The organism is Streptomyces sp. NPDC052101 (assembly GCF_040680235.1).
Classification (GTDB): Bacteria; Actinomycetota; Actinomycetes; order Streptomycetales; family Streptomycetaceae; genus Streptomyces.
In genome coordinates, this window is sequence record NZ_JBFAWH010000047.1 from 21,773 (window position 1) to 41,350 (window position 19,578).

The 19,578-nt window shown below is 73.7% G+C and carries 16 protein-coding genes and 1 pseudogene; 10 read left to right on the forward strand and 7 right to left on the reverse strand.

All coding sequences use genetic code 11. The annotated features are described in order from the left end of the window. Positions 1–11 precede the first annotated feature (11 nt). Positions 12–683 (forward strand): SRPBCC family protein, encoded by a 672-nt coding sequence (locus AB0L75_RS39865; protein ID WP_365191153.1) that lies wholly within the window; start codon positions 12–14, stop codon positions 681–683. Here the strand turns inward: AB0L75_RS39865 and AB0L75_RS39870 are convergent. Next, positions 680–1,180, reverse strand: coding sequence for a metallophosphoesterase (locus tag AB0L75_RS39870; protein WP_365191155.1), 501 nt, complete (start codon positions 1,178–1,180; stop codon positions 680–682). The genes AB0L75_RS39865 and AB0L75_RS39870 overlap by 4 nt on opposite strands. Before the next feature lie 9 nt (positions 1,181–1,189). Further along, positions 1,190–2,200, reverse strand: coding sequence for an SDR family oxidoreductase (locus tag AB0L75_RS39875; RefSeq protein WP_365191157.1), 1,011 nt, complete (start codon positions 2,198–2,200; stop codon positions 1,190–1,192). A gap of 166 nt (positions 2,201–2,366) precedes the next feature. Between AB0L75_RS39875 and AB0L75_RS39880 the strand changes: the two genes are divergently transcribed. From AB0L75_RS39880 to AB0L75_RS39890, 3 genes are read left to right on the forward strand one after another with little or no spacing between them, the layout of a single operon-like run. Next, complete coding sequence (locus AB0L75_RS39880) at positions 2,367–2,804, forward strand: MarR family transcriptional regulator (protein WP_365191159.1); 438 nt, start codon at positions 2,367–2,369, stop codon at positions 2,802–2,804. Continuing rightward, a complete protein-coding gene (locus AB0L75_RS39885; RefSeq protein ID WP_365191161.1) occupies positions 2,801–4,207 on the forward strand; it encodes an MFS transporter in 1,407 nt (468 codons plus the stop codon). Before AB0L75_RS39880 ends, AB0L75_RS39885 begins: the two co-directional genes overlap by 4 nt. Before the next feature lie 7 nt (positions 4,208–4,214). Next, positions 4,215–4,799 carry a hydrolase gene (locus tag AB0L75_RS39890; protein WP_365191162.1) on the forward strand — a complete coding sequence of 195 codons (585 nt, stop codon included), beginning with the start codon at positions 4,215–4,217 and terminating at the stop codon, positions 4,797–4,799. Positions 4,800–4,844: 45 nt separating this feature from the next. On the opposite strand, the pseudogene AB0L75_RS39895 reads toward AB0L75_RS39890, so the two are convergent. Continuing rightward, positions 4,845–5,737, reverse strand: a pseudogene (locus AB0L75_RS39895) (dTDP-glucose 4,6-dehydratase). A gap of 224 nt (positions 5,738–5,961) precedes the next feature. Between AB0L75_RS39895 and ctaD the strand changes: the two are divergent. Together ctaD and AB0L75_RS39905 are read left to right on the forward strand one after the other, a co-directional pair. Continuing rightward, a complete protein-coding gene (gene ctaD, locus AB0L75_RS39900; RefSeq protein ID WP_365191183.1) occupies positions 5,962–7,626 on the forward strand; it encodes a cytochrome c oxidase subunit I in 1,665 nt (554 codons plus the stop codon). Further along, the gene (locus AB0L75_RS39905; protein ID WP_365191163.1) at positions 7,623–8,006 is read left to right on the forward strand and encodes a cytochrome c oxidase subunit 4; all 384 of its coding nucleotides are present in this window, start codon (positions 7,623–7,625) and stop codon (positions 8,004–8,006) included. The genes ctaD and AB0L75_RS39905 overlap by 4 nt, the downstream gene beginning before the upstream one ends. On the opposite strand, the gene AB0L75_RS39910 is transcribed toward AB0L75_RS39905, so the two are convergent. The 3 genes from AB0L75_RS39910 to AB0L75_RS39920 form a co-directional block, all read right to left on the reverse strand. After that, a complete protein-coding gene (locus tag AB0L75_RS39910; RefSeq protein ID WP_365191164.1) occupies positions 7,942–9,435 on the reverse strand; it encodes a ubiquinol-cytochrome c reductase cytochrome b subunit in 1,494 nt (497 codons plus the stop codon). The genes AB0L75_RS39905 and AB0L75_RS39910 overlap by 65 nt on opposite strands. Further along, a complete protein-coding gene (locus tag AB0L75_RS39915) occupies positions 9,432–9,707 on the reverse strand; it encodes a hypothetical protein (protein ID WP_365191165.1) in 276 nt (91 codons plus the stop codon). Before AB0L75_RS39915 ends, AB0L75_RS39910 begins: the two co-directional genes overlap by 4 nt. 325 nt (positions 9,708–10,032) lie before the next feature. Further along, positions 10,033–12,486, reverse strand: coding sequence for a SpoIIE family protein phosphatase (locus tag AB0L75_RS39920; RefSeq protein ID WP_365191167.1), 2,454 nt, complete (start codon positions 12,484–12,486; stop codon positions 10,033–10,035). A 204-nt stretch (positions 12,487–12,690) separates the two neighbouring features. Here AB0L75_RS39920 and lanKC point away from each other — a divergent pair, with 204 nt between their 5' ends. The 4 genes from lanKC to AB0L75_RS39940 all read left to right on the forward strand — a co-directional run bounded on the left by lanKC (position 12,691) and on the right by AB0L75_RS39940 (position 19,325). Continuing rightward, positions 12,691–15,306 (forward strand): class III lanthionine synthetase LanKC, encoded by a 2,616-nt coding sequence (gene lanKC, locus AB0L75_RS39925; protein ID WP_365191169.1) that lies wholly within the window; start codon positions 12,691–12,693, stop codon positions 15,304–15,306. Between the two features lie 38 nt (positions 15,307–15,344). Then, positions 15,345–15,458 (forward strand): SapB/AmfS family lanthipeptide, encoded by a 114-nt coding sequence (locus tag AB0L75_RS39930; protein ID WP_365191171.1) that lies wholly within the window; start codon positions 15,345–15,347, stop codon positions 15,456–15,458. 100 nt (positions 15,459–15,558) lie between these two features. Further along, positions 15,559–17,379, forward strand: coding sequence for an ABC transporter ATP-binding protein (locus AB0L75_RS39935; protein WP_365191173.1), 1,821 nt, complete (start codon positions 15,559–15,561; stop codon positions 17,377–17,379). Positions 17,380–17,522: 143 nt separating this feature from the next. After that, complete coding sequence (locus AB0L75_RS39940) at positions 17,523–19,325, forward strand: ATP-binding cassette domain-containing protein (RefSeq protein WP_365191175.1); 1,803 nt, start codon at positions 17,523–17,525, stop codon at positions 19,323–19,325. Between the two features lie 15 nt (positions 19,326–19,340). Here AB0L75_RS39940 and AB0L75_RS39945 read toward each other — a convergent pair. Continuing rightward, positions 19,341–19,578, reverse strand: a 238-nt coding sequence (locus tag AB0L75_RS39945; RefSeq protein WP_365191177.1) for a helix-turn-helix transcriptional regulator, incomplete at its 5' end; no start/stop codon positions are given.

Consider the following 19,578-nt stretch of genomic DNA (forward strand, 5'->3'; position numbering starts at 1 on the left):
GGGAGCATGTCATGGAGCTGCACCACGAGTTCACCGTCCCGGTCCCGGTCGACGACGCCTGGCACGCACTCCTCGACATCGAACGGGTCGCGCCCTGTCTGCCGGGCGCGGTGGTGGAGGACTACGACGGCGAGACCGTGACCGGCTCGGTGAAGGTGAAGGTCGGCCCGGTCACGGTGACCTACCGGGGCACGGCGTTCTTCGCGGAGCAGGACGCCGCGGCGCACCGGATGGTCCTCGTGGCGAGCGGCCGGGAGACCCGCGGGCAGGGCACGGCCAGGGCGACGGTCACCGGCACGCTGACCGAACGCGACGGCGGCGGCACGGCGGTGTCCGTCCGGACCGACCTGGCGGTGACCGGCCGCCCGGCACAGTTCGGGCGCGGGGTGCTGGCGGAGGTCGGCGACCGCCTGGTGGGCCAGTTCGCGAACTGCCTGGCGCAGCGGCTGGCCACGCGTCCTCAGCCTGCTACGGAGGAACCGGCCGCCCCTGCCGACGAGGAGCCCCAGCCGCTCGACCTGCTGCGCGCCGCGGGGCCGCCGCTGGCCGAGCGCGCGGCGGCGGTGGCGGCAGCGATCGCGATACTGGTGGCGGTGACCGCACGGCTGCTACGACGCAGGCGGAGAGGGCACGCCGAGCCGAGAGCCACCGGCTGGGATCCCCGCGGGAAGCGGGCCCGCTAGCGCTCGGGCAGGCGGTGCAGGGTCACCTCGGTCAGTGCCCCGTCGGCGACGGCGGCCGTCAGGTAGGTGCGGTGGGGCTGGCGGCGGCGGTCGGTCGGGGAGCCGGGGTTGAGCAGGCGCAGGCCGGTCGGGGCGGTGGAGTCCCACGGGATGTGGCTGTGGCCGAAGACCAGCACGTCGAGGTCGGGGAAGCGGGCGGCACAGCGGGCCTCGCGGCCCTGGGCGGAGCCGGTCTCGTGCACGACGCCGAAGCGCAGACCGCCCAGCTCGGCGTACGCCACCTCGGGGAGCCGGGCGCGCAGCTCGGGGCCGTCGTTGTTGCCGTAGACCCCGATGAGCCGGCGGCTGTGGCTCTCCAGCAGATCCAGGGTGGCAGTGTCGACCCAGTCGCCGGCATGGAACACGACGTCGGCGTGCGGAAGTTCGGCCAGCAGCGCGTCCGGGAGCCGCTTGGCCCGTTTCGGCAGATGGGTGTCCGACATCAGGAGGAGGCGCACGCGCTCAGCCTAGGCGGGCCGGGCGGTGAGCCGGCGGATTCCGCGTACGGCGCCCAGCAGGGCAGCGCCGGTGCCGACGGCGGTGGCGGCGGGGTGCCGGAGCAGGGTCTCCTGCCAGGAGCGGGCGTGGGCGCTGTCGTCGAAGTCGCCGTGGGCGCCGCGGTCCTCGGCGGGGTCCCGGTCCACGGGTGCGAAGAGGTTGTCGAGGCCGGTGGGCGGGATGCGGTCGGTCTGCTGGGCTTCGTAGCCGGTGCGGGCGAGGTAGCGGTCCAGCAGGGCCGGGGCGAGCCGGTTGGCCCAGAGGGTGGCCGCGGTCGTGGCGCCGACGTAGTACTGCTTGCGACGGGGGTGGTCGGCCGCGTACAGCACGCCGCGGGCGGCGACCTCCGGCTGGTAGATCGGCGGCACCGGCATGGGGTGCCGGGGCAGCCGGGAGCGGACCCAGGCGAACTGGGGGGTGTTGACGGCGGGCAGCTGGGCGATGGTGACGTGGACGTGGCTGCCGCGGTGCAGCAGTTCCGTGCGCAGGGCGGAGGTGAAGCCGTTGACGGCGTGCTTGGCGCCGCAGTACGCCGACTGCAGCGGGATGGACCTTTCCCCGAGTGCCGAGCCGACCTGCACGATCGTGCCCCGGTCGCGGGGCAGCATGCGGGTCAGGGCCGAGCGGGTGCCATTGACGAAGCCGAGGTAGGTGACGTCCGTGATGCGCCGGAACTCGCCGGGGGTTATCTCGTCGAACGGCGCGAACACGGTCGCGAAGGCGCAGTTGATCCATACGTCGACCGGTCCGAACTCGTTCTCCGCGGCCTCGGCGACGGCCTCCACCTGGGCCGGGTCGGCGACGTCGGCGGGCTGGACGAGGGGCCGTCCGCCGAGGGCCGCGACCTCGTCGGCCGCCTCCCCGAGGCCGCCCTCGCCACGGGCGACCAGGACGACGTTCGCGCCGCGCCGACCGTACAGCCGGGCGGTGGCGCGGCCGATCCCGGCGCTGGCACCGGTGATGACGACGGTGGACGGCATGGTCGCCTCCCTTGCCCACGCGGTCACTGCGAGCGGTCCGAGGACGGGCGGGTACCCGCCAGTTCACCAGGCAAAACTGAACAGGAGAACTGAACAGGAGAACTGAACAAGTAATTTAAACAGCCTGGACTGGACAGTTTCGGCTGTCGGTCCTAGCGTGGGACGCATGGCCGACATCTCCGACTCCGCCGCCCGCGCCGCGCGCGATCTGCGCGTGGTGTTCAGCCGGCTGCGGCGCCGTATCCGCGAGGTCGCGCAGAACACCGACCTCAGCCCGTCGCAGGAGTCGGCGCTCACCCTGGTCGGCAAGCACGGCGCCGCCACGGCGAGCGCCCTGGCCGCCGCCGAGGGCGTACGCCCGCAGTCGATGGCCACCACGCTGGCCGCCCTGGACCAGCACGGACTGATCCGACGCGCCCCCGACCCGGACGACGGCCGCCGCCAGCTGGTCACGCTGACCGACGCCGGACGGGCCCGCATAGAAGGCAACCGGCAGGTCCGCGAGGAGTGGCTGGCCCGCGCCTTCCAGGACCGCTACACCGAGGAGGAGCGGCAGACCGTCCTCGCGGCGCTGGAGCTGATGGAACGGCTGTCGCAGCAGTGACGGTGAGACTCACCGCACGCACCGGGAGAGCCGCCCGCCCCTCCCCCGCCGGATTCGACCGCCGGCTGATACCGCCGATGCTCGTCGGCTCGGTCCTCAACCCGGTCAACTCCTCGATGATCGCCGTGGCCCTGGTGCCGATCGGCGTCGCCTTCGGAGCCCCGCCCGCCGAGACCGCGTGGCTGGTCTCGGCGCTCTATCTGGCCACGGCCGTCGGGCAGCCCGTCATCGGCCGCCTGGTGGACATGTACGGCCCCCGCAGGCTCTATCTCGCCGGTACGGCCCTGGTCGGCATCGCCGGCCTGCTCGGCGCGCTCGCCCCCGCACTGGGCGCGCTGATCGCGGCCCGCGTCCTGCTGGGCTTAGGGACCTCGGCGGCGTACCCGGCGGCCATGCGGCTGACCCGCAGCGAGGCCGAACGCACCGGTCAGGACAGCCCCGCCGGGGTACTGACGGCGCTCGCCGTCGCCAACCAGACGGTGGCCGTCGTCGGGCCCGCGCTCGGCGGACTGCTGATCGGCCTGGGCAGCTGGCGTGCCGTGTTCACCGTCAACGTGCCGCTCTCGGCGGCCTGCCTGGTGCTCGGCGCCCTGCGGCTGCCGCGGTCAGCGACCCGGCGGCGCGGCGTCGACCTGACCGGCATGGTCCTGTTCGCGCTGCTGCTGGTGGCGCTGATGCTGTTCCTGATGGACCCGCGCACAGGCCGCTGGTATCTGCCGGTGCTGTCGGCCGTCGCCGCCGCCGGTTTCGCGGTGCGCGAGCTGAGGGTGCCGGACCCCTTCATCGACCTGCGCGTCCTCGGCGGCAACGGCCCGCTGCTGACCACCTATCTGCGCCAGCTGCTCGCCTACACCACCTCCTACGCCTTCATGTACGGCTACACCCAGTGGCTGGAGCAGGGCCGCGGACTCAGCGCCTCCGGTGCGGGGCTCGTGCTGCTGCCGCTGTCGGTGGCCGCGCTGACCGTGTCCACACTCACCGGACGCCGGGAGGCGGTGCGCGCCAAGCTGCTCATCGGCTCCGCGCTGCAGATCGCGGGCTGCGCCCTGCTGCTCCTGGTGCGGTCCGGCAGTCCGCTGTGGCTGCTGCTCGCGGTCGGCGTCGTACTCGGCATCCCGCAGGGACTCATCGGCCTGGCCGCGCAGAACGCCCTGTACCGGCAGGCCGATCCGGAGCGGATCGCCTCCGCGGCCGGGCTGCTGCGGACCTTCACATACCTCGGCGCGCTGGGCTCGTCCGCCGCTACCGCGGCGTTCTACCCGCACCGCGCCGACACGGCCGGGCTGCACGGCCTGGCCCTGTTCATGCTCGCCGGCTCCGTGCTGTTGCTGGCGACGACCCTGCCCGACCGCTCCCTCGGCCGGCTCACCACCCGACGCACCACCACCCCTGGAAAGGCCTGACTGACTCATGTCGCTCACCACGCTCGACCCCCGTACCGCCCTCGTCGCGATCGACCTGCAGAACGGCATCACGGCGATGCCGACCCAGCCGTACGCCGGCTCGGAGGTCGTGTCCCGCACCGCCGAACTCGCGGACGCCTTCCGTGCCCGGAACCTGCCCGTGGTCCTGGTCCGCGTCTCCTTCGCCGCCGACGGCGCCGACGCCGTCCCCGGCCGCACCGAGCGCCAGGCACGGGGCCTGGCCTTCGCCGAGGGCTGGGATGTCATCGTCGACGAACTGTCCGGCCACCCCGGCGACATCCGCGTCACCAAGCACAACTGGAGCGCCTTCCACGGCACCGGCCTGGACGTCCAGCTGCGCCGCCGCGGCATCACCCAGATCGTGCTGACCGGCATCGCCACCAGCATCGGCGTGGAGTCCACCGCGCGCGACGCCTACGCCCACGGCTACCACGTCACCCTCGCCACCGACGCGATGGCCGACGCGGACGCCGAGGCGCACACGAACAGCGTCGAGCGGATCTTCCCGCGGCTCGGCGAGAGCGGCACCACCGCCGAGGTGCTGGAACTGCTCGCCAAGACCCGAGCCTGACCGCCGGGTCGGCATGCGGCCACGCCCACCGCGTGACCGGCCGCCTCATCGCGGGCTCCGCTCCTTCAGCGGCTCCCACCAGGCGCGGTGGTCCTCGTACCAGGCGACGGTCTCGGCGAGCCCGGTGGTGAAGTCACGGCGCGGACGGTAGCCGAGTTCGTCGCGGGCCTTGCTCCAGTCGACCGAGTAGCGCAGGTCGTGGCCCTTGCGGTCGGGGACGTACGCCACCCGGTCCCAGTCCGCGCCGCAGGCGTCGAGGAGCAGTCCGGTCAGCTCCTTGTTGCTCAGTTCCGTGCCGCCGCCGATGTTGTAGACCTCGCCGGGGCGGCCCTTGGTGCGCACGAGGTCGATGCCGCGGCAGTGGTCGTCGACGTGCAGCCAGTCGCGGACGTTGCGCCCGTCGCCGTAGAGCGGCAGCAGCGGGTGACACGGACGTCCAGGCCGTGGGTGCGGTGGTGGGCGAGGGCCAGCAGGTCGGCGGAGGCCTTCGAGGCGGAGTAGGGGGAGTTGGGGGCCAGCGAGTGGGTTTCCGGCCAGGAGCCGGTGTCGATGGAGCCGTAGACCTCGTCGGTGGAGATGTGCACGAACGGGCCGACGCCGTGTCTGAGGGCCGCGTCCAGCAGGGTCTGGGTGGCGAGGACGTTGGTGCGCACGAACTCCCCGGCGCCCTGTATGGACCGGTCGACGTGCGACTCGGCGGCGAAGTGCACGACCTGGTCGGCATCGGCCATCAGCTTGTCGACCACGGCGGCGTCGCAGATGTCGCCGTGCACGAAGTCGAGGCGGGGGTGGCCGAAGGGGAGGTTGGTGAGGGTGCCGGCGTAGGTGAGCTTGTCCACCACGGTGACGCGGGGCGCTCCGGGCGGGTCGGCGGCGAGCAGCATACGGACGTACCGGGAGCCGATGAACCCGGCGGCGCCGGTGACGAGGAGATTCATGAACGGATCCGCACCTTGCAACGTCGTCGTTGGCGGGGTCCGCTCCCTGGTCGAGGAGTTCCGCACCACCGGAGCCTTCAGTCGCGCCACCCTAACCGCGCTGGGCCGAATCCCGCCTCCGCCTGTACGACTGGATGGCGGCGACGGGCGGGGCGAGGGCGTGGCGCACAGGAGGCCTCAGGGCACGGGGGGTAGCGTCACCCGCGATGACGGAACTACCGGAAATGTCGGACACCTACACGGTCGTCGAGCGCTACACGGCACCCGCCCCGCGTCCGGGCCGGACCCTGCTGCGCTGGGTCTCCACCGCCGACCACAAGGTGATCGGGCGGCTCTACATGGTCACGGCGTTCTGTTTCTTCCTGCTCGCCGGACTGCTCGCCCTCGGGATGCGCGCGGAACTCGCCCGGCCGGGTCTGCAGTTCCTGAGCCAGCAGGGGTACGACCAGTTCTTCACGATCCACGGCACGATCATGATGCTGCTGTTCGCGACCCCCATGTTCGCCGGGTTCGCCAACGCCGTGATGCCGCTGCAGATCGGCTCGCCCGACCTGGCCTTCCCCCGGCTGAACGCGCTGTCGTACTGGATGTACCTGTTCGGCGGCCTGATGGTGGTCTCCGGATTCCTGGTGCCCGGCGGGGCGGCGGCCTTCGGCTGGTTCGCCTACGCGCCCCTGAACAGCGCCTACTTCTCCCCCGGCGCGGGCGGTGACCTGTGGGTGATGGGGCTGGCGGTCTCGGGGGTCTCGACGACGCTGACCGCGGTGAACTTCATCGCCACGATCCTGTCCCTGCGCGCCCCGGGCATGACGATGTTCCGGATGCCGATCTTCACCTGGAACGTGCTGTTCACCTCGATCCTGGTCCTGCCCGCGTTCCCGGTGCTCACGGCGGCGCTGCTGGTGCTGGAGGCGGACCGGAAGTTCGGAGCGCATGTCTTCGACGCGGCGAACGGGGGCGCGCTGCTGTGGCAGCACCTGTTCTGGTTCTTCGGGCATCCGGAGGTCTACATCGTGGCGCTGCCGTTCTTCGGGATCGTCTCGGAGATCCTGCCGGTGTTCTCCCGCAAGCCGCTCTTCGGCTATCTGCCGATGGTCGGGGCCACGATCGCGATCACCATGCTGTCGGCGGTGGTGTGGGCGCACCACATGTTCGCCACCGGCGCGGTGCTGCTGCCGTTCTTCTCCCTCATGTCGTTCCTGATCGCGGTGCCCACCGGTATCAAGTTCTTCGCGTGGATCGGCACGATGACCAACGGCTCGGTGTCGTTCGAGACGCCGATGCTGTGGTCGCTGGGCTTCCTGGTGTCCTTCCTGCTCGGCGGGCTGAGCGGCGTGCTGATCGCCTCGCCGCCGCTGGACTTCCATCTGACCGACACCTACTTCATCGTGGCGCACCTGCACTATGTGCTGTTCGGCACGGTGGTGTTCGCGATGTTCGCCGGGTTCTACTTCTGGTGGCCGAAGTTCACCGGGAAGATGCTGGACGAGCGGCTCGGCAAGGTGCACTTCTGGCTGCTGTTCCCCGCGTTCCAGCTGACCTTCCTGGTGCAGCACTGGCTCGGCGAGGCCGGTATGCCCCGCCGGTACGCGGACTATCTGCCCGCCGACGGCTTCACCCTGCTCAACACCCTCTCCTCGGCGGGCGCGTTCCTGCTGGGCGTCTCCACCCTGCCGTTCCTCTACAACGTGTGGCGCACCTCCGTCAGGGGCGAGCGGGTCACCGCGGACGATCCGTGGGGGTGGGGGCGCGGCCTGGAGTGGGCGACGTCCTGCCCGCCGCCGCGGCACAACTTCCTGGCGCTGCCCCGGATCCGCTCGGAGTCGCCCGCCTTCGACCTGCACCATCCGGAGGTCGTGCGGTGGGCCGAGGAGGAGGGCGCCCGGTGAAGGCGGAGGCGATGCTGTTCGGCGGGGTCGCCGTGTTCTTCGGCGGGTCCGCCGCGTTGTACGGGGTGTGGTCGGGGGACGAGACGGGCACGGTCGCGCTGGTCGTGGCGTGCGGGATGGCCGCGCTGGTCGCGTTCTTCTGTCTGATCCAGTACCGGCGGCGGGGGACGCGGGCCCAGGACCGCACCGAGGCGGAAGTGGCGGATGCGGCCGGGCCGGTGGCGTTCTTCCCCGACGAGAGCCTGTGGCCGGTCGTCACCGCGCTCGGTGCCGCGGTGACGGCGGCCGGGGTGGTGTTCGGGCTGTGGCTGTTCCTCATCGGCCTGGGGGTTCTGGCTCGCGGGGTGTACGGGTTGGTGTTCCAGTACGCGCACCGGTGAGCGGTCTGCGCGGGGCGCCGGGCCTGAAAGTCCGGACGGGCTCGTGGTCGGTCTCGTAGCCGCCGGCGAGACTCTGCCGGATCTCGCCCGTGGGCACGCCCTCGGCCAGCCGCTCGGTCTCGGCGGCCGCGAGAGCCCGGCACAGCCACCGGGTCACCAGGAAGGCGAGGACCGGTGCCACGACCAGGCAGACGCGCAGCACCCAGGTCAGGGCGTTGACGGAGATACGGAAGGTCTGGGCGATGACGTCGTTGCCGCCGGCCAGCAGCAGGACACCGTAGAAGACGGCGCCCGCGACGCCGAGCCCGGTGCGGACGGGCCGCTCGCGGGGACGGTCGCACAGATGCCGCTCGATCCGCCACTCCCCCGTCAGCCGCTGCTCCACGAACGGATAGGCGTACAGCACGGTGAACAGCAGGCCCGGCAGGACGACCGCCGGGAGCAGGACGTTCCACATGAGGGTGTGGCCCGCGACGTTCGTCTCCCAGGGCGGGACCAGCCGCAGCGCGCCCTCCAGGAAGCCGACGTACCAGTCGGGCTGGGAGCCGGTGGAGACCTGGTCGGGGCGGTAGGGGCCGTAGTTCCAGACCGGGTTGACCTGGGCCAGGCCGGAGAGGAGCACCAGCAGGCCGGTGACGATGACGGCCAGGCCGCCGGAGGAGGCGGTGAACTGCGGGAAGAACGGCTTGCCGACGGCGTTGCGCTGCGTGCGGCCCGGCCCCCGCCACTGCGTGTGCTTCAGATGCACGACCAGGATCAGGTGTACGGCCACCAGGGCGATGAGGGCACCCGGAAGCAGCAGGACGTGCACCGGGTAGAGGCGGGTGATGATGTCGTGGCCCGGGTACTGGCCGCCGAACACGAGGAAGGCCACGTACGTGCCCACGACCGGGATCGACAGCATGATGCCCTGCGCGATGCGCAGCCCGGTTCCCGAGAGCAGGTCGTCGGGGAGCGAGTAGCCGGCGAAGCCCTCGGCGAGCGAGACCACCAACAGGGTGAGCCCGACGACCCAGTTCAGCTCGCGCGGCCGGCGGAACGCGCCGGTGAAGAAGATCCGCAGCATGTGCACGCCGATCGCGGCGACGAAGACCAGCGCGGCCCAGTGGTGGGTCTGCCGCATCAGCAGTCCGCCGCGCACGTCGAAGCTGATGTGCAGGGTGGAGTCGAAGGCGGCCGACATCCGCACTCCGCGCAGCGGAGCGTAGGGGCCCGCGTAGACGACCTCGCGCATCTCCGGCTGGAAGAAGAGGGTCAGCCAGACGCCGGTCAGGATCAGCACCAGCAGGCTGTACAGGGCGAGTTCGCCGAGCAGGAAGGACCAGTGGTCGGGGAACGCCTTGCGCAGCAGCGAGCCGCCCTCCAGCACGGGCAGCCGGGCGTCCGCGGCGTCCACGAGCCGCTCGGCGCGGCGGCCGGCACGGCTCATGCGTCCTCGGGCTCCGCCGCGGCCCGGGCCACCTCGGCCTCGACCTCGGGGCGCGGGCGGCCGGTGTCCTTCGCGTACTCGCTCAGCGCGGTCTGCACGTCCCGGGCCAGGTCACGCCAGGCGCGCAGCGCGGTCTCGTAGGTGCCCGACTGGGCGCCGGTCATGCCCCGCTCGGCCGGCGGGCCGTAGGCGTCCCGCAGTTCCTCGACCGTGGTGTGGGCCGCGTCGGCCGCGCGCTGCTTCTGCACGAGTTCTTCGAAGGTGTGAGCCACACCGATCGACCCTAGGCACCGCTTTCCGGATATGCCTCTCCAACCTGCTCAAACGCCCCCACGAACGCACCCGTGTGGCCGTCAGCCGCAACGCACGAAGCCCACCGGCCACCGAGCACGGAGCCGACGGCGGGTACCAGACGCCGGAAACGAGGCCGACCGCGACCGCCAGCCGCCCCGCACCAGCGGGCCCCGGCCATCAGCCGACGCGAACAAGACCGGCCACCGCCGCCACCGCCCCACACGAGCCGACCCCACGAGGCTGATGCCGGACACAAGACCGACGAGGGAAGCCAGACGCCGAAACGAGGCCAGGCCCTGGTCGTCAGCCGGTGGGTACGACGTCTGCCCATACCTGTTTGCCGCCGCTGACCGGGAGTGTGCCCCAGGCCGCCGACACCGCCTCGACCAGGAGGATGCCCCGGCCGCCTGTGGCCTCCCAGCCGATGCTGGTGGGCTTGACGGGGCTGCGCGGGGAGGAGTCGGCTACCGCAAGCCGCAGCCGGTGGTTGATCAGGCTCATGTCGAGGCGGACCTGGCCGTCGGTGTGCACGAGGGCGTTGGTGACGAGTTCGGAGACCACCAGCAGGGCCGTGTCCATGGTGTCCTGCGAGACACCCCAGGTGCGCAGGGTGCGCCGGGTGAAGCGGCGGGCGTGCCGCACCGCCTCCGGCACCCGCCACACCGTCCAGCTCTCGCGCAACGGGCGTACGGCCATGCCGTCGTAGCGCATCAGCAGCAGGGCCACGTCGTCGCCGCGGTGGGCGCCGGTGAGCAGCGCGTCGGCGACCAGCCCGAGGTGCACCGGGTCGGCGGCGGCCAGCTGAGCGGCGAACCGGTCCATGCCGACGTCGATGTCGGCGTCCGCCGACTCCACCAGCCCGTCGGTGGTCAGCGCGAGCACCGTGCCGGGCAGCAGCCGCAGCGGGGTCATCGGGAACTCGGCCTGGCCGAGCACGCCGAGCGGCGGTCCGCCCTCGGCCCGGACGATCTCGGCGGTGCCGTCCGGGTGGCGCAGCACGGGCTGGAGATGGCCGGCCCGCACACACCAGGCGGTGCCCTCCTCCATGTCGACGTCGACGTAGGCGCAGGTGGCGAAGAGGTCGGTCTCCATCTCCAGCAGCAGCCGGTTGGCGTGCGCCACGACCACGTCCGGCGTGTGGCCCTCGGTGGCGTAGGCACGCAGCGCGGTGCGCATCTGGCCCATCAGGGTGGCGGCGCCCGCGTTGTGGCCCTGCACGTCGCCGATGACGAGGGCGACGTGGTGGTCGGCGAGCGGGATCACGTCGTACCAGTCGCCGCCGACCTCCAGACCGGCCGTGGTCGGCAGGTACCTCGCGACGGCGACCGCGCCGGGCAGCCGGGGCAGGCGGCGCGGCAGCAGGGTGCGCTGCAGCATGCCGACGAGTTCGTGCTCGGCGTCGAAGGCGTGGGCGCGCAGCAGGGCCTGGCCGGCCAGGCCCGCGCAGGCGGTGAGCAGGGCGCGTTCGTCGGGGCCGAAGTCGTGCGGGCGGTCCCAGCCGATCAGACAGGCGCCGGCCATGCGGCCGCCGGCGGGCAGCGGCAGCACGGCAAGGCCACCGGGGCCGACCTCGGCCAGGGCGGGTTCCAGCGGGCTGCCGGCCGGCCAGATCCGGGCGCGACCCTCGCGCAGCGCGGCGGCCAGGGTGGGCATGGCGCGCACCGGCGCGTCGGGCCACTCGGTGCGCCATTCGCTGCGCCACAGCTCGGGCCAGGCCTCGGCTTCGGGCGGGTCGAGGACGGTGACGACGAGCCGGTCGTTCTCCAGTTCGGCGAGCGCGATCCGGTCGGCCTGCAGCGGCCCGCGCAGTGCGGCGACGACGGCCTTGCCCACGTCCTTGACGGTGCCCGCGGTGGCGAGGGCGGCGGCCAGGCGTTGCACCCGGGCTACGTCGGTGACGTCGGAGCGCAGGGTGGAGGCGTCGGCGACGGTGCCGACGAGCCGGGCTGCGCGGCCGTCGCCGCCGGGCAGCAGCCGGCCGCGCAGCCGCAGCCACTTGGGCGGGCCGGAGGGCTGCAGGATGCGGAACTCCAGCTCGCGGTCGCCGATGGACATGTGGTCGGCCTCCACGACGGACATCAGCGCGGGCAGATCCTCGGGCACGGCGTGCCCGAGCAGGGTCTCGACCCGGCCGTCGAAGGTGTCCCGGCCGATCCCGAACAGCCGCAGGATCTCCTCGCCGACCTCGATCCGGCCGCTGTCCATGGCCAGGCTGAAGGCGTCCGGCGGCAGCTCGCCGCCCTCGCCGGCGGATGCGGCCGGCGAGGGTACGGCGACCGCGCGGGTGATCAGCTCCAGGCAGGTGCGGTCGTCGCTGCCGAAGCCGCCGGGGTGCTCGCTGACGGCCAGCAGACAGCCGCCGCCCGCCGCGCCGAGCGGCAGGACGGCCACGGAGAAGTCCGCGGACGGGGTGCGCCGTGCCTCGGGAAAGCCGGCCAGCTCCTCGGGGCCGAGCCAGCGCGGGCGTCCCGTGCGGTGGACCTCGGCGACCGGGGAGGCGCCGGCGGCCGGATAGCCGTCGCGGAGTCCGTAGAGCGTGCGCGGCAGGCCCGCCGACTCGGCGAGGCACAGCTGGGACGGGTCGTCGCCGGGCGTGTACACCCCGGCGAAGGCCGCCGCGGCGAACACCAGCGCCTGTTCGAGGACCCGGCGGAGCCGGTCCGGCGTGGCGGGTGCCGCGGTGAGTGTGTCCAGGGCGGCTTCGGCACGCTCCGGCGCCGTTCTCGTTCCGCTGATCGCAGCGCCCTCACTGACCACTTCGCCATTACAGCGCGTGCGGGCCTGCCGCGCAGCCCCTGTGGACGCTGCGGGTGCTCCGGTGCGCCCGGTTCGTTCGAAAGTCGCCGAACGCATCTTGACCTATGAGTTCCGCACGGTGTCCTTGTGACAGTCGTGACTGTCCGCGACCACCCGGCTCCTGCGAGTGTCTTCTCCGGTCACACGAGAAGGGGCGGGAGGCGCATGGACAAGCGGTACGAGGTGTACGCGCTCGCCGACGGGCACTTCTACGACACGCCGGACCGGCTCCCGGGGGCGGGCGGCGAGGCGGCACCGCTGTTCGCGACGGCGCGCCGAAAGGTCCCGGAGGGCTGGCACGCGGCGCGCTCCGGCGACTGGCTGACGCTGACGCCGGTGGACACCGACGGCACGCCGCTTCCCTCGCCGGCGCAGGGCTGGAAGATCCACTCCTCGGCGACGGCCGCGAACGCGGAGCGGATCGCGGGCATCGTGTGGGACTACTGCGTGCCGCGCCGTATCCCCTTCAAGTTCGTGCCGGGCCCGCATCTGCTGCACCTGCGCAACGCCAAGTACGCGGGCCGCGACACCAGCGGCAAGTTCGTCACGGTCTATCCGGCGGACGAGGAGCAGCTGCAGCGGACGCTGCGTGAACTGGGCGCGCTGCTGGAGGGTTTCGAGGGTCCGTACATCCTCACCGACCTGCGCTGGCACGACGGTCCGCTCTATGTCCGCTACGGCGCCTTCGCCCGCCGGTACGTCGTCGACGAGCGCGGTTCGCTGGTCCTCGCGGTCGCCGACGGCGCGGGCCGGCTGGTGCCGGACCGGCGGGCCCCGTCCTTCCAGGTGCCCGACTGGGTGACGCTGCCCGAGTTCCTGCAGCCGCATCTGGCGGCCCGCAACACCACGACGGTCGGCGACCTGCCGTACCGCATCGACAAGGCGCTGCACTTCTCCAACGGCGGCGGGGTGTACGCCGGCACCGACAGCCGGGACGGACGGCGGGTGGTGCTGAAGGAGGCCCGGCCGCACGCGGGGCTCGCCGCCGACGGCGCGGACGCGGTGGCTCGGCTGGAGCGGGAGAAGGCGGCTCTGGAACGGGTCGCCGGAACCGGCGTGGTGCCCGAGGTGCGGGACTGGTTCACCCTCGGCGAGCACCGGTTCCTGGTCATGGACCAGCTGGCCGGCCGCACCCTCAACTCCTTCTTCGCCGAGCGGCATCCGCTGCTCACCCCCGACCCCGCCCCGGACGCGGTCGCCGCCTACACGGCGTGGGCGCTGCGGATCAACGCGGCGGTGGAGCGCGCGGTGGCGGCGGTGCACGAGCGCGGGCTGGTCTTCAACGACCTGCATGTCTTCAACATCATGGTGGCCGAGGACGAACAGTCGGTGTATCTCATCGACTTCGAGGCCGCCGCCATGGCCGAGGAGAACGCCCGGCAGACCGTCGCCCACCCCGGATTCTTCGCCCCGCCGGACCGCCGCGGCACCGACGTCGACCGTTACGCGCTGGCCTGTCTGCGGCTCGCCCTGTTCCTGCCGGTGACCACGCTGTTCGTGGTGGACCGGGGCAAGGCCGCACATCTCGCCGAGGTGATCGCCGAGCAGTTCCCGGGCGTGCCGCGCGCCTTCCTCGACGAGGCGGTCGCGGAGATCACCCGGGACGGCGCGAGCGGGACGCGCATCAGGCCGGCCCCGCCGGTGGTGCCCGGCGACTGGCCCTACAGCCGGGACTCGATGGTGAAGGCGATCCTCGCCTCCGCCACGCCGGAACGCGACGACCGGCTCTTCCCCGGTGACATCGCCCAGTTCTCGGACGGCGGCGGACTCGGGCTCGCGCACGGCGCGGCCGGGGTGCTGTACGCGCTCCAGGCGTCCGGGGCCGGCCGCTACGACGAGGGCGAGCGCTGGCTGCTGGCCCACACCGCCCCGCCGCCGCCCGGCACCCCGCTCGGCCTGTACGACGGTCTCGCGGGCGTCGCCCTGGTGCTGGACCGACTCGGGCGCCGACAGCGGGCTTTGGACCTGGTCGACGGCATCCTGCGGGAGAACTGGCGCAACCTCGCCTCCGACCTGCACGGCGGACTCGCCGGGCTCGGCCTGGTCCTCGACCGGCTCGCGGACCAGGCCGGCGAGCCGGCCCTCGGGCAACACGCCGCAGAGGCCGCCGACATCCTCGTACAGCGACTCGCCGAACCGGTCCCGGACACCTCGCGCCGACGCGCCGGACTGCTGCGCGGCGCGACCGGGCCCGCGCTGTTCCTCCTGCGCCGGTACGAGCGGACCGGCGACGGCCGCTGGCTGAGCGCGGCGGGCGAGGCACTCCGCCGCGACCTGGACCGCTGTGTCCTCCAGGAGGCGGGCGGCGGCCTGGAGGTGGACGAGGGCTGGCGGACGCTGCCCTACCTCGGCGACGGCAGCGCGGGCATCGGGCTGGTCCTCGACGACTACCTGGCGCGCGCGGACGACGCCGACTTCGAACGCGCCCGCGCCGCCATCCTGAGAGCCGCCACCTCCCGCTTCTACGCCCAGCCCGGCCTCTTCCAGGGCCGCGCCGGAATGATCCTGCACCTTGCCCGCACCTCGGCGCCGGGCGCCGGGCAGGAGCGGCTGGAGCAGCAGATCGCGGGGCTCGGCTGGTTCGCGATGGACTACCAGGGCCAACTGGCCTTCCCCGGGCACCAGATGATGCGGCTCTCCATGGACCTGGCCACCGGCACGGCAGGCTGCCTGCTCGCGCTCGCCGCGGCACGCGACGGCGCCCGCACCGCGCACCTGCCCTTCCTCCCGCCGCCACCGGCGGCCCCGCAGATGCGGCTCCGCGACCTGACGGAGTCGTGACACAACCCCGTCCCCGAACCAGGGAAAGGACAACGATCATGGCACTTCTCGACCTGCAGACCCTCGACTCCGAGACGGACGGCCACACAGGCGCGAGCACCGTGAGCCTGCTCTCCTGTGTCTCCGCGGCGAGCATTCTCATCTGTCTCTGACCGGGCCGGTGAGTCCACGGCTCCGGACAGCCCCCTCCCGCATGGGTGGGGCCGTCCGGAGCCTTCCCGTGCATGTCCGACCCGAGCGAGGCCCCAGCCGATGAACTCCCGCCCCGGCAGCGCCGCTTCCCCGTCCGGCCGGGCCCTGTCGCGCGCGGTGCTGCGCCAGGGCGGCGCCCGCTGTGCCGCACTGTGCGCCGTGAGTACGGCCGCCACGGCAGCCGGCCTGCTGCTGCCCGCCCTGCTCGGCCGCACCCTGGACCTGCTGCTGGCCGGCGCCCCGGCCGCCCGCTGGGTCGGCGGCTGCGCCGGCGTCGTCCTGCTGCTGACCGTCCTGGACGGCTGCGCCGGGGTGCTCACCGGCACCTGTGACGCCCAGGCCACCGCATGGCTGCGCCGGCGTCTCACCGGGCACGTCCTGGCGCTGGGCCCGGGTGCGGCGGCCCGGTTCGGCGCCGGGGACCTGGTGGCGCGGCTGGTCGGCAACGCCGTACAGGCCGGGACGGCACCGGGCGCGCTGGCCGCGCTGCTCGCCGCGCTCGCCGGGCCCGTCGGAGGTGTGGTGGCGCTCGGCCTCATCGACCCGTGGCTGGCGGCCGTGTTCCTCGCCGGTGCGCCGGTCCTGGCCCTGCTGCTGCGTGCCTTCGCCCGGGACACCACGGCGTGCGTGGCCGACTACCAGCGGGTGCAGGGGCGGATCGCCGGCGCGCTGGCGGAGGCCGTCGGCGGCTTCCGCACGATCCGGGCCGCGGGCGTCGAGGACCGCGAGACCGCCCGGATCCTCGCGCCGCTGCCCGAACTGTCGCGCGCCGGGCACCGCATGTGGCGGGTGCAGGGGCGGGCCGCCGCGCGGGCGGTCACCGTGGCACCGCTGCTGAACCTGGGCGTGCTGGCGGTGGCCGGGCTGCTGCTGGCCCGGCACCGCCTGTCGGTGGGCGAGGTGCTGGCCGCCTCCCGGTACGCGGCGCTCGCCACCGGCGTCGGCGCGCTCATCGGGCAGCTGGCCGCGCTCGGCCGGGCCCGCGCGGCCACCGGCCGGCTCGCCGAGGTGCTGGCCGAGCCCGCGCCCCGACACGGCACCGGACGGCTGCCGCCCGGCACCGGACGGCTTCAGCTGCGGGCGGTCACCGCGCTCCGGGGCGGACGCACCGTCCTGGACGGCGTCGACCTGACCGTCCCGGGCGGCACCTCCCTGGCCGTGGTCGGCCGTTCCGGCGCCGGCAAGTCCCTGCTCGCGCAGATCGCCGGCCGGCTCGCCGACCCCGACGCGGGCGAGGTCCTCCTCGACGGCGTCCGGCTGCGCGACCTCGCCCACGCCGAGCTGCGTACCGCCGTCGCCTACGCCTTCGAGCGCCCGGCCCTGCGGGGCACGACCATCGAGGACACCATCGCCTTCGGGCTCACCGCCGCCACACCCGCCGCCGTCCGCCGCGCCGCCCGGCGCGCCCACGCCGACGACTTCGTGCGCCGCCTCCCCGACGGCTACGCCACCCGCACCGCCGACGCGCCCCGCTCCGGCGGCGAGTCCCAGCGCCTCGGACTCGCCCGCGCCTTCGCGCACGGCGGCCGGCTGCTCATCCTCGACGACGCCCTGTCCAGCCTCGACACGGTCACGGAACACCGGATCACCGAGACCCTGCTGGCCGCCGACGGTCACCGCACCCGCCTCCTGATCGCCCACCGCGCAACGACCGCAGCCCGCGCGGACCGGGTCGCCTGGCTGGACGCCGGCCGCGTCAGAGCCCTCGGAACCCACCGTGAGCTGTGGCGGGAGGCGGAGTACCGGGCGGTCTTCGGGGCCGAAGGGGAGGAACAGGAGCCCGGGACCGGCGAGGACGAGTCCGGGCGCGAAGACGCTGACGAGACCGGGGGCGCTGGCGAGGTGGGAAGCGGGGCCGGTACGGAGGTGCGGGGCGGATGACGGTGCCGAGGGATGGCCGAGCGACGGCCCGGGCCGGGGCGCGACCCGATACGCCGCGAGGCGAGCGCCGCCACGCACCGGGCCTCGGGCACGACCCCGCCGCGGTTCGGCGGACGTACCCACAACCACACCGGGGAGCGGCCATGCGTCGCCGGGAGCGGGAGGTGACGGGCGTGGGTGACGGGGAGCGTCGTTCCGGGGCGGTGGACGGGGTCGGACAGAGTGGTCCGGGCGGCGGTCGTGCGACGCCGCTGCGACGGCAGGCCTGCCGGTTTCTGCGGGCGCGGTGGCGGGTGCTGGTCCGGCTCGGCGCGTGGTCGGCGCTGGAGGCGGCACAGACCTTCCTCGTCGGCTACGCCCTCGCCCGGTCCCTGGACGCCGGGTTCCTGACCGGTCACACCCGCACCGGTCTGCTGTGGCTGGGGGCCGCGGGGCTCGCCGTGTGTGCCGGGGCGTACGGGACCGGGCGGGTGTACGGCGTGGTCGCCGCGCTGGTCGAACCGGTCCGGGACGGGCTGGTGACCGCGGTGGTCGCGCGCGGGGTCCGGGGGGCGGACGCGGGTGCGCTGTCCGGGCTCACCCAGCAGGTGGAGATCGCCCGGGACACGCTCGCCGGTGTGGTGATGGTGACCCGTTCGTTCCTGTTCACCGCCGCCGGCGCCCTGATCGGCCTGTGTTCGCTGGCCCCGCTGCTGCTCGTGGTCGTGCTGCCTCCGCTGCTCGCCGGGGTGGCCCTGTTCGCCGCGGCACTCGGTCCGCTGGCCCGCCGTCAGGAGGCGTTCCTCGTCGCCGACGAGGCGCTGGCCCAGGAGCTGGGCGAGGTGCTTCCGGGGCTGCGGGACGTCACGGCGGCCGGTGCCGAGGAGCGCGTCGCCGCTGCCGTGGCCCGGCGCACCGACGCGGAACTGCGGGCCGCCCGCGCCCTGGCCCGCTGGAGCGCGGCCCGCGTCGCCGCGCTGGCGGTGGGCGGCGAGCTACCGGCGGTCCTGCTCCTGGTCACCGCGCCCTGGTTGCTCGGCCACGGCGTCACCCCGGGCGCCCTGGTCGGCGCGCTCGCCTACGTCACCCAGTCCCTGCTCCCCGCCCTGAACAACCTCGTCCACGGCCTGGGCACCAGCGGCTCGCGTCTGGCGGTCGTACTCCGCCGACTGACCGTGCAACACCCCAAGGGGCGCGCCCAGCCACACACGACCCGCACCCGCCCGACGACCGCGATCCCCCAGTCCCCACCCGCCCTCTCCCTCACCTCCGTGACCTTCGCCTACGGCCCCGCCAGTGAACCCGTCCTGAACGGCCTCGACCTCACCCTCCCGGCAGGCGCCCACCTGGCCGTCGTAGGCCCCAGCGGCATCGGAAAGTCCACGCTCACCAGCCTCGTCGCCGGCCTGCTCACCCCGCAGGAAGGCACCATCCGGGTGTACGGCCACCCCGCCCCCGCGCCGCGGGCGACCGTGCTGATCCCCCAGGAGGCCTACGTCAGCACCGGCACGCTGGCCGAGAACCTGACCCTCTTCCGCAACGATCCCGTGCCGGAGGCCGAACTCATGGCAGCCGCCGAAGCGGTCGGGCTGACCCCGCTGCTGAAGACACTGGGCGGACCCGGCGCCACGGTTGCCCCAGCGGAGCTGTCCGCGGGCCAGCGGCAGCTGATCGCGCTGGCCCGCGCCTACCTCTCCGCCGCCCCGCTGGCCCTGCTGGACGAGGCGACCTGCCATCTCGACGCGGCGGCGGAAGCGCGCGCCGAGCGGGCCTTCGCGGCGCGTCCGGGCGGCACGCTGATCGTCGTCGCGCACCGGATCAGTTCCGCCCGCCGCGCCGAGCGGATCCTCGTCATGGACGGCGCGCGCACCGTCTGCGGCACCCACGCCGAGCTGCTGCGCGCCTCGGCCCTGTACCGGGACCTGGCCGGCGGCTGGGCGGCGCGTCCGGCGCCGCTGCCCCGCTAGGCCCGGCCGGCCCGGTCACACCCACCCCTCGCCCCGCGATATGCGGATGGCGTCTATGCGGTTCCGCGCGCCGGTCTTGCGGGTGATCGACGCCATGTAGTTGCGGACCGTGCCGTAGGACAGGTGCAGGCTTCCGGCGATCTCCGCGATGGTCGCACCGGCCGCCGCCAGGGACAGCACACTCAGTTCGCGTTTGGTCAGCGGCATCTGGGCGGCCTTGAGGAACCCGAAGCCCAGCGAGGCATCGACGAAA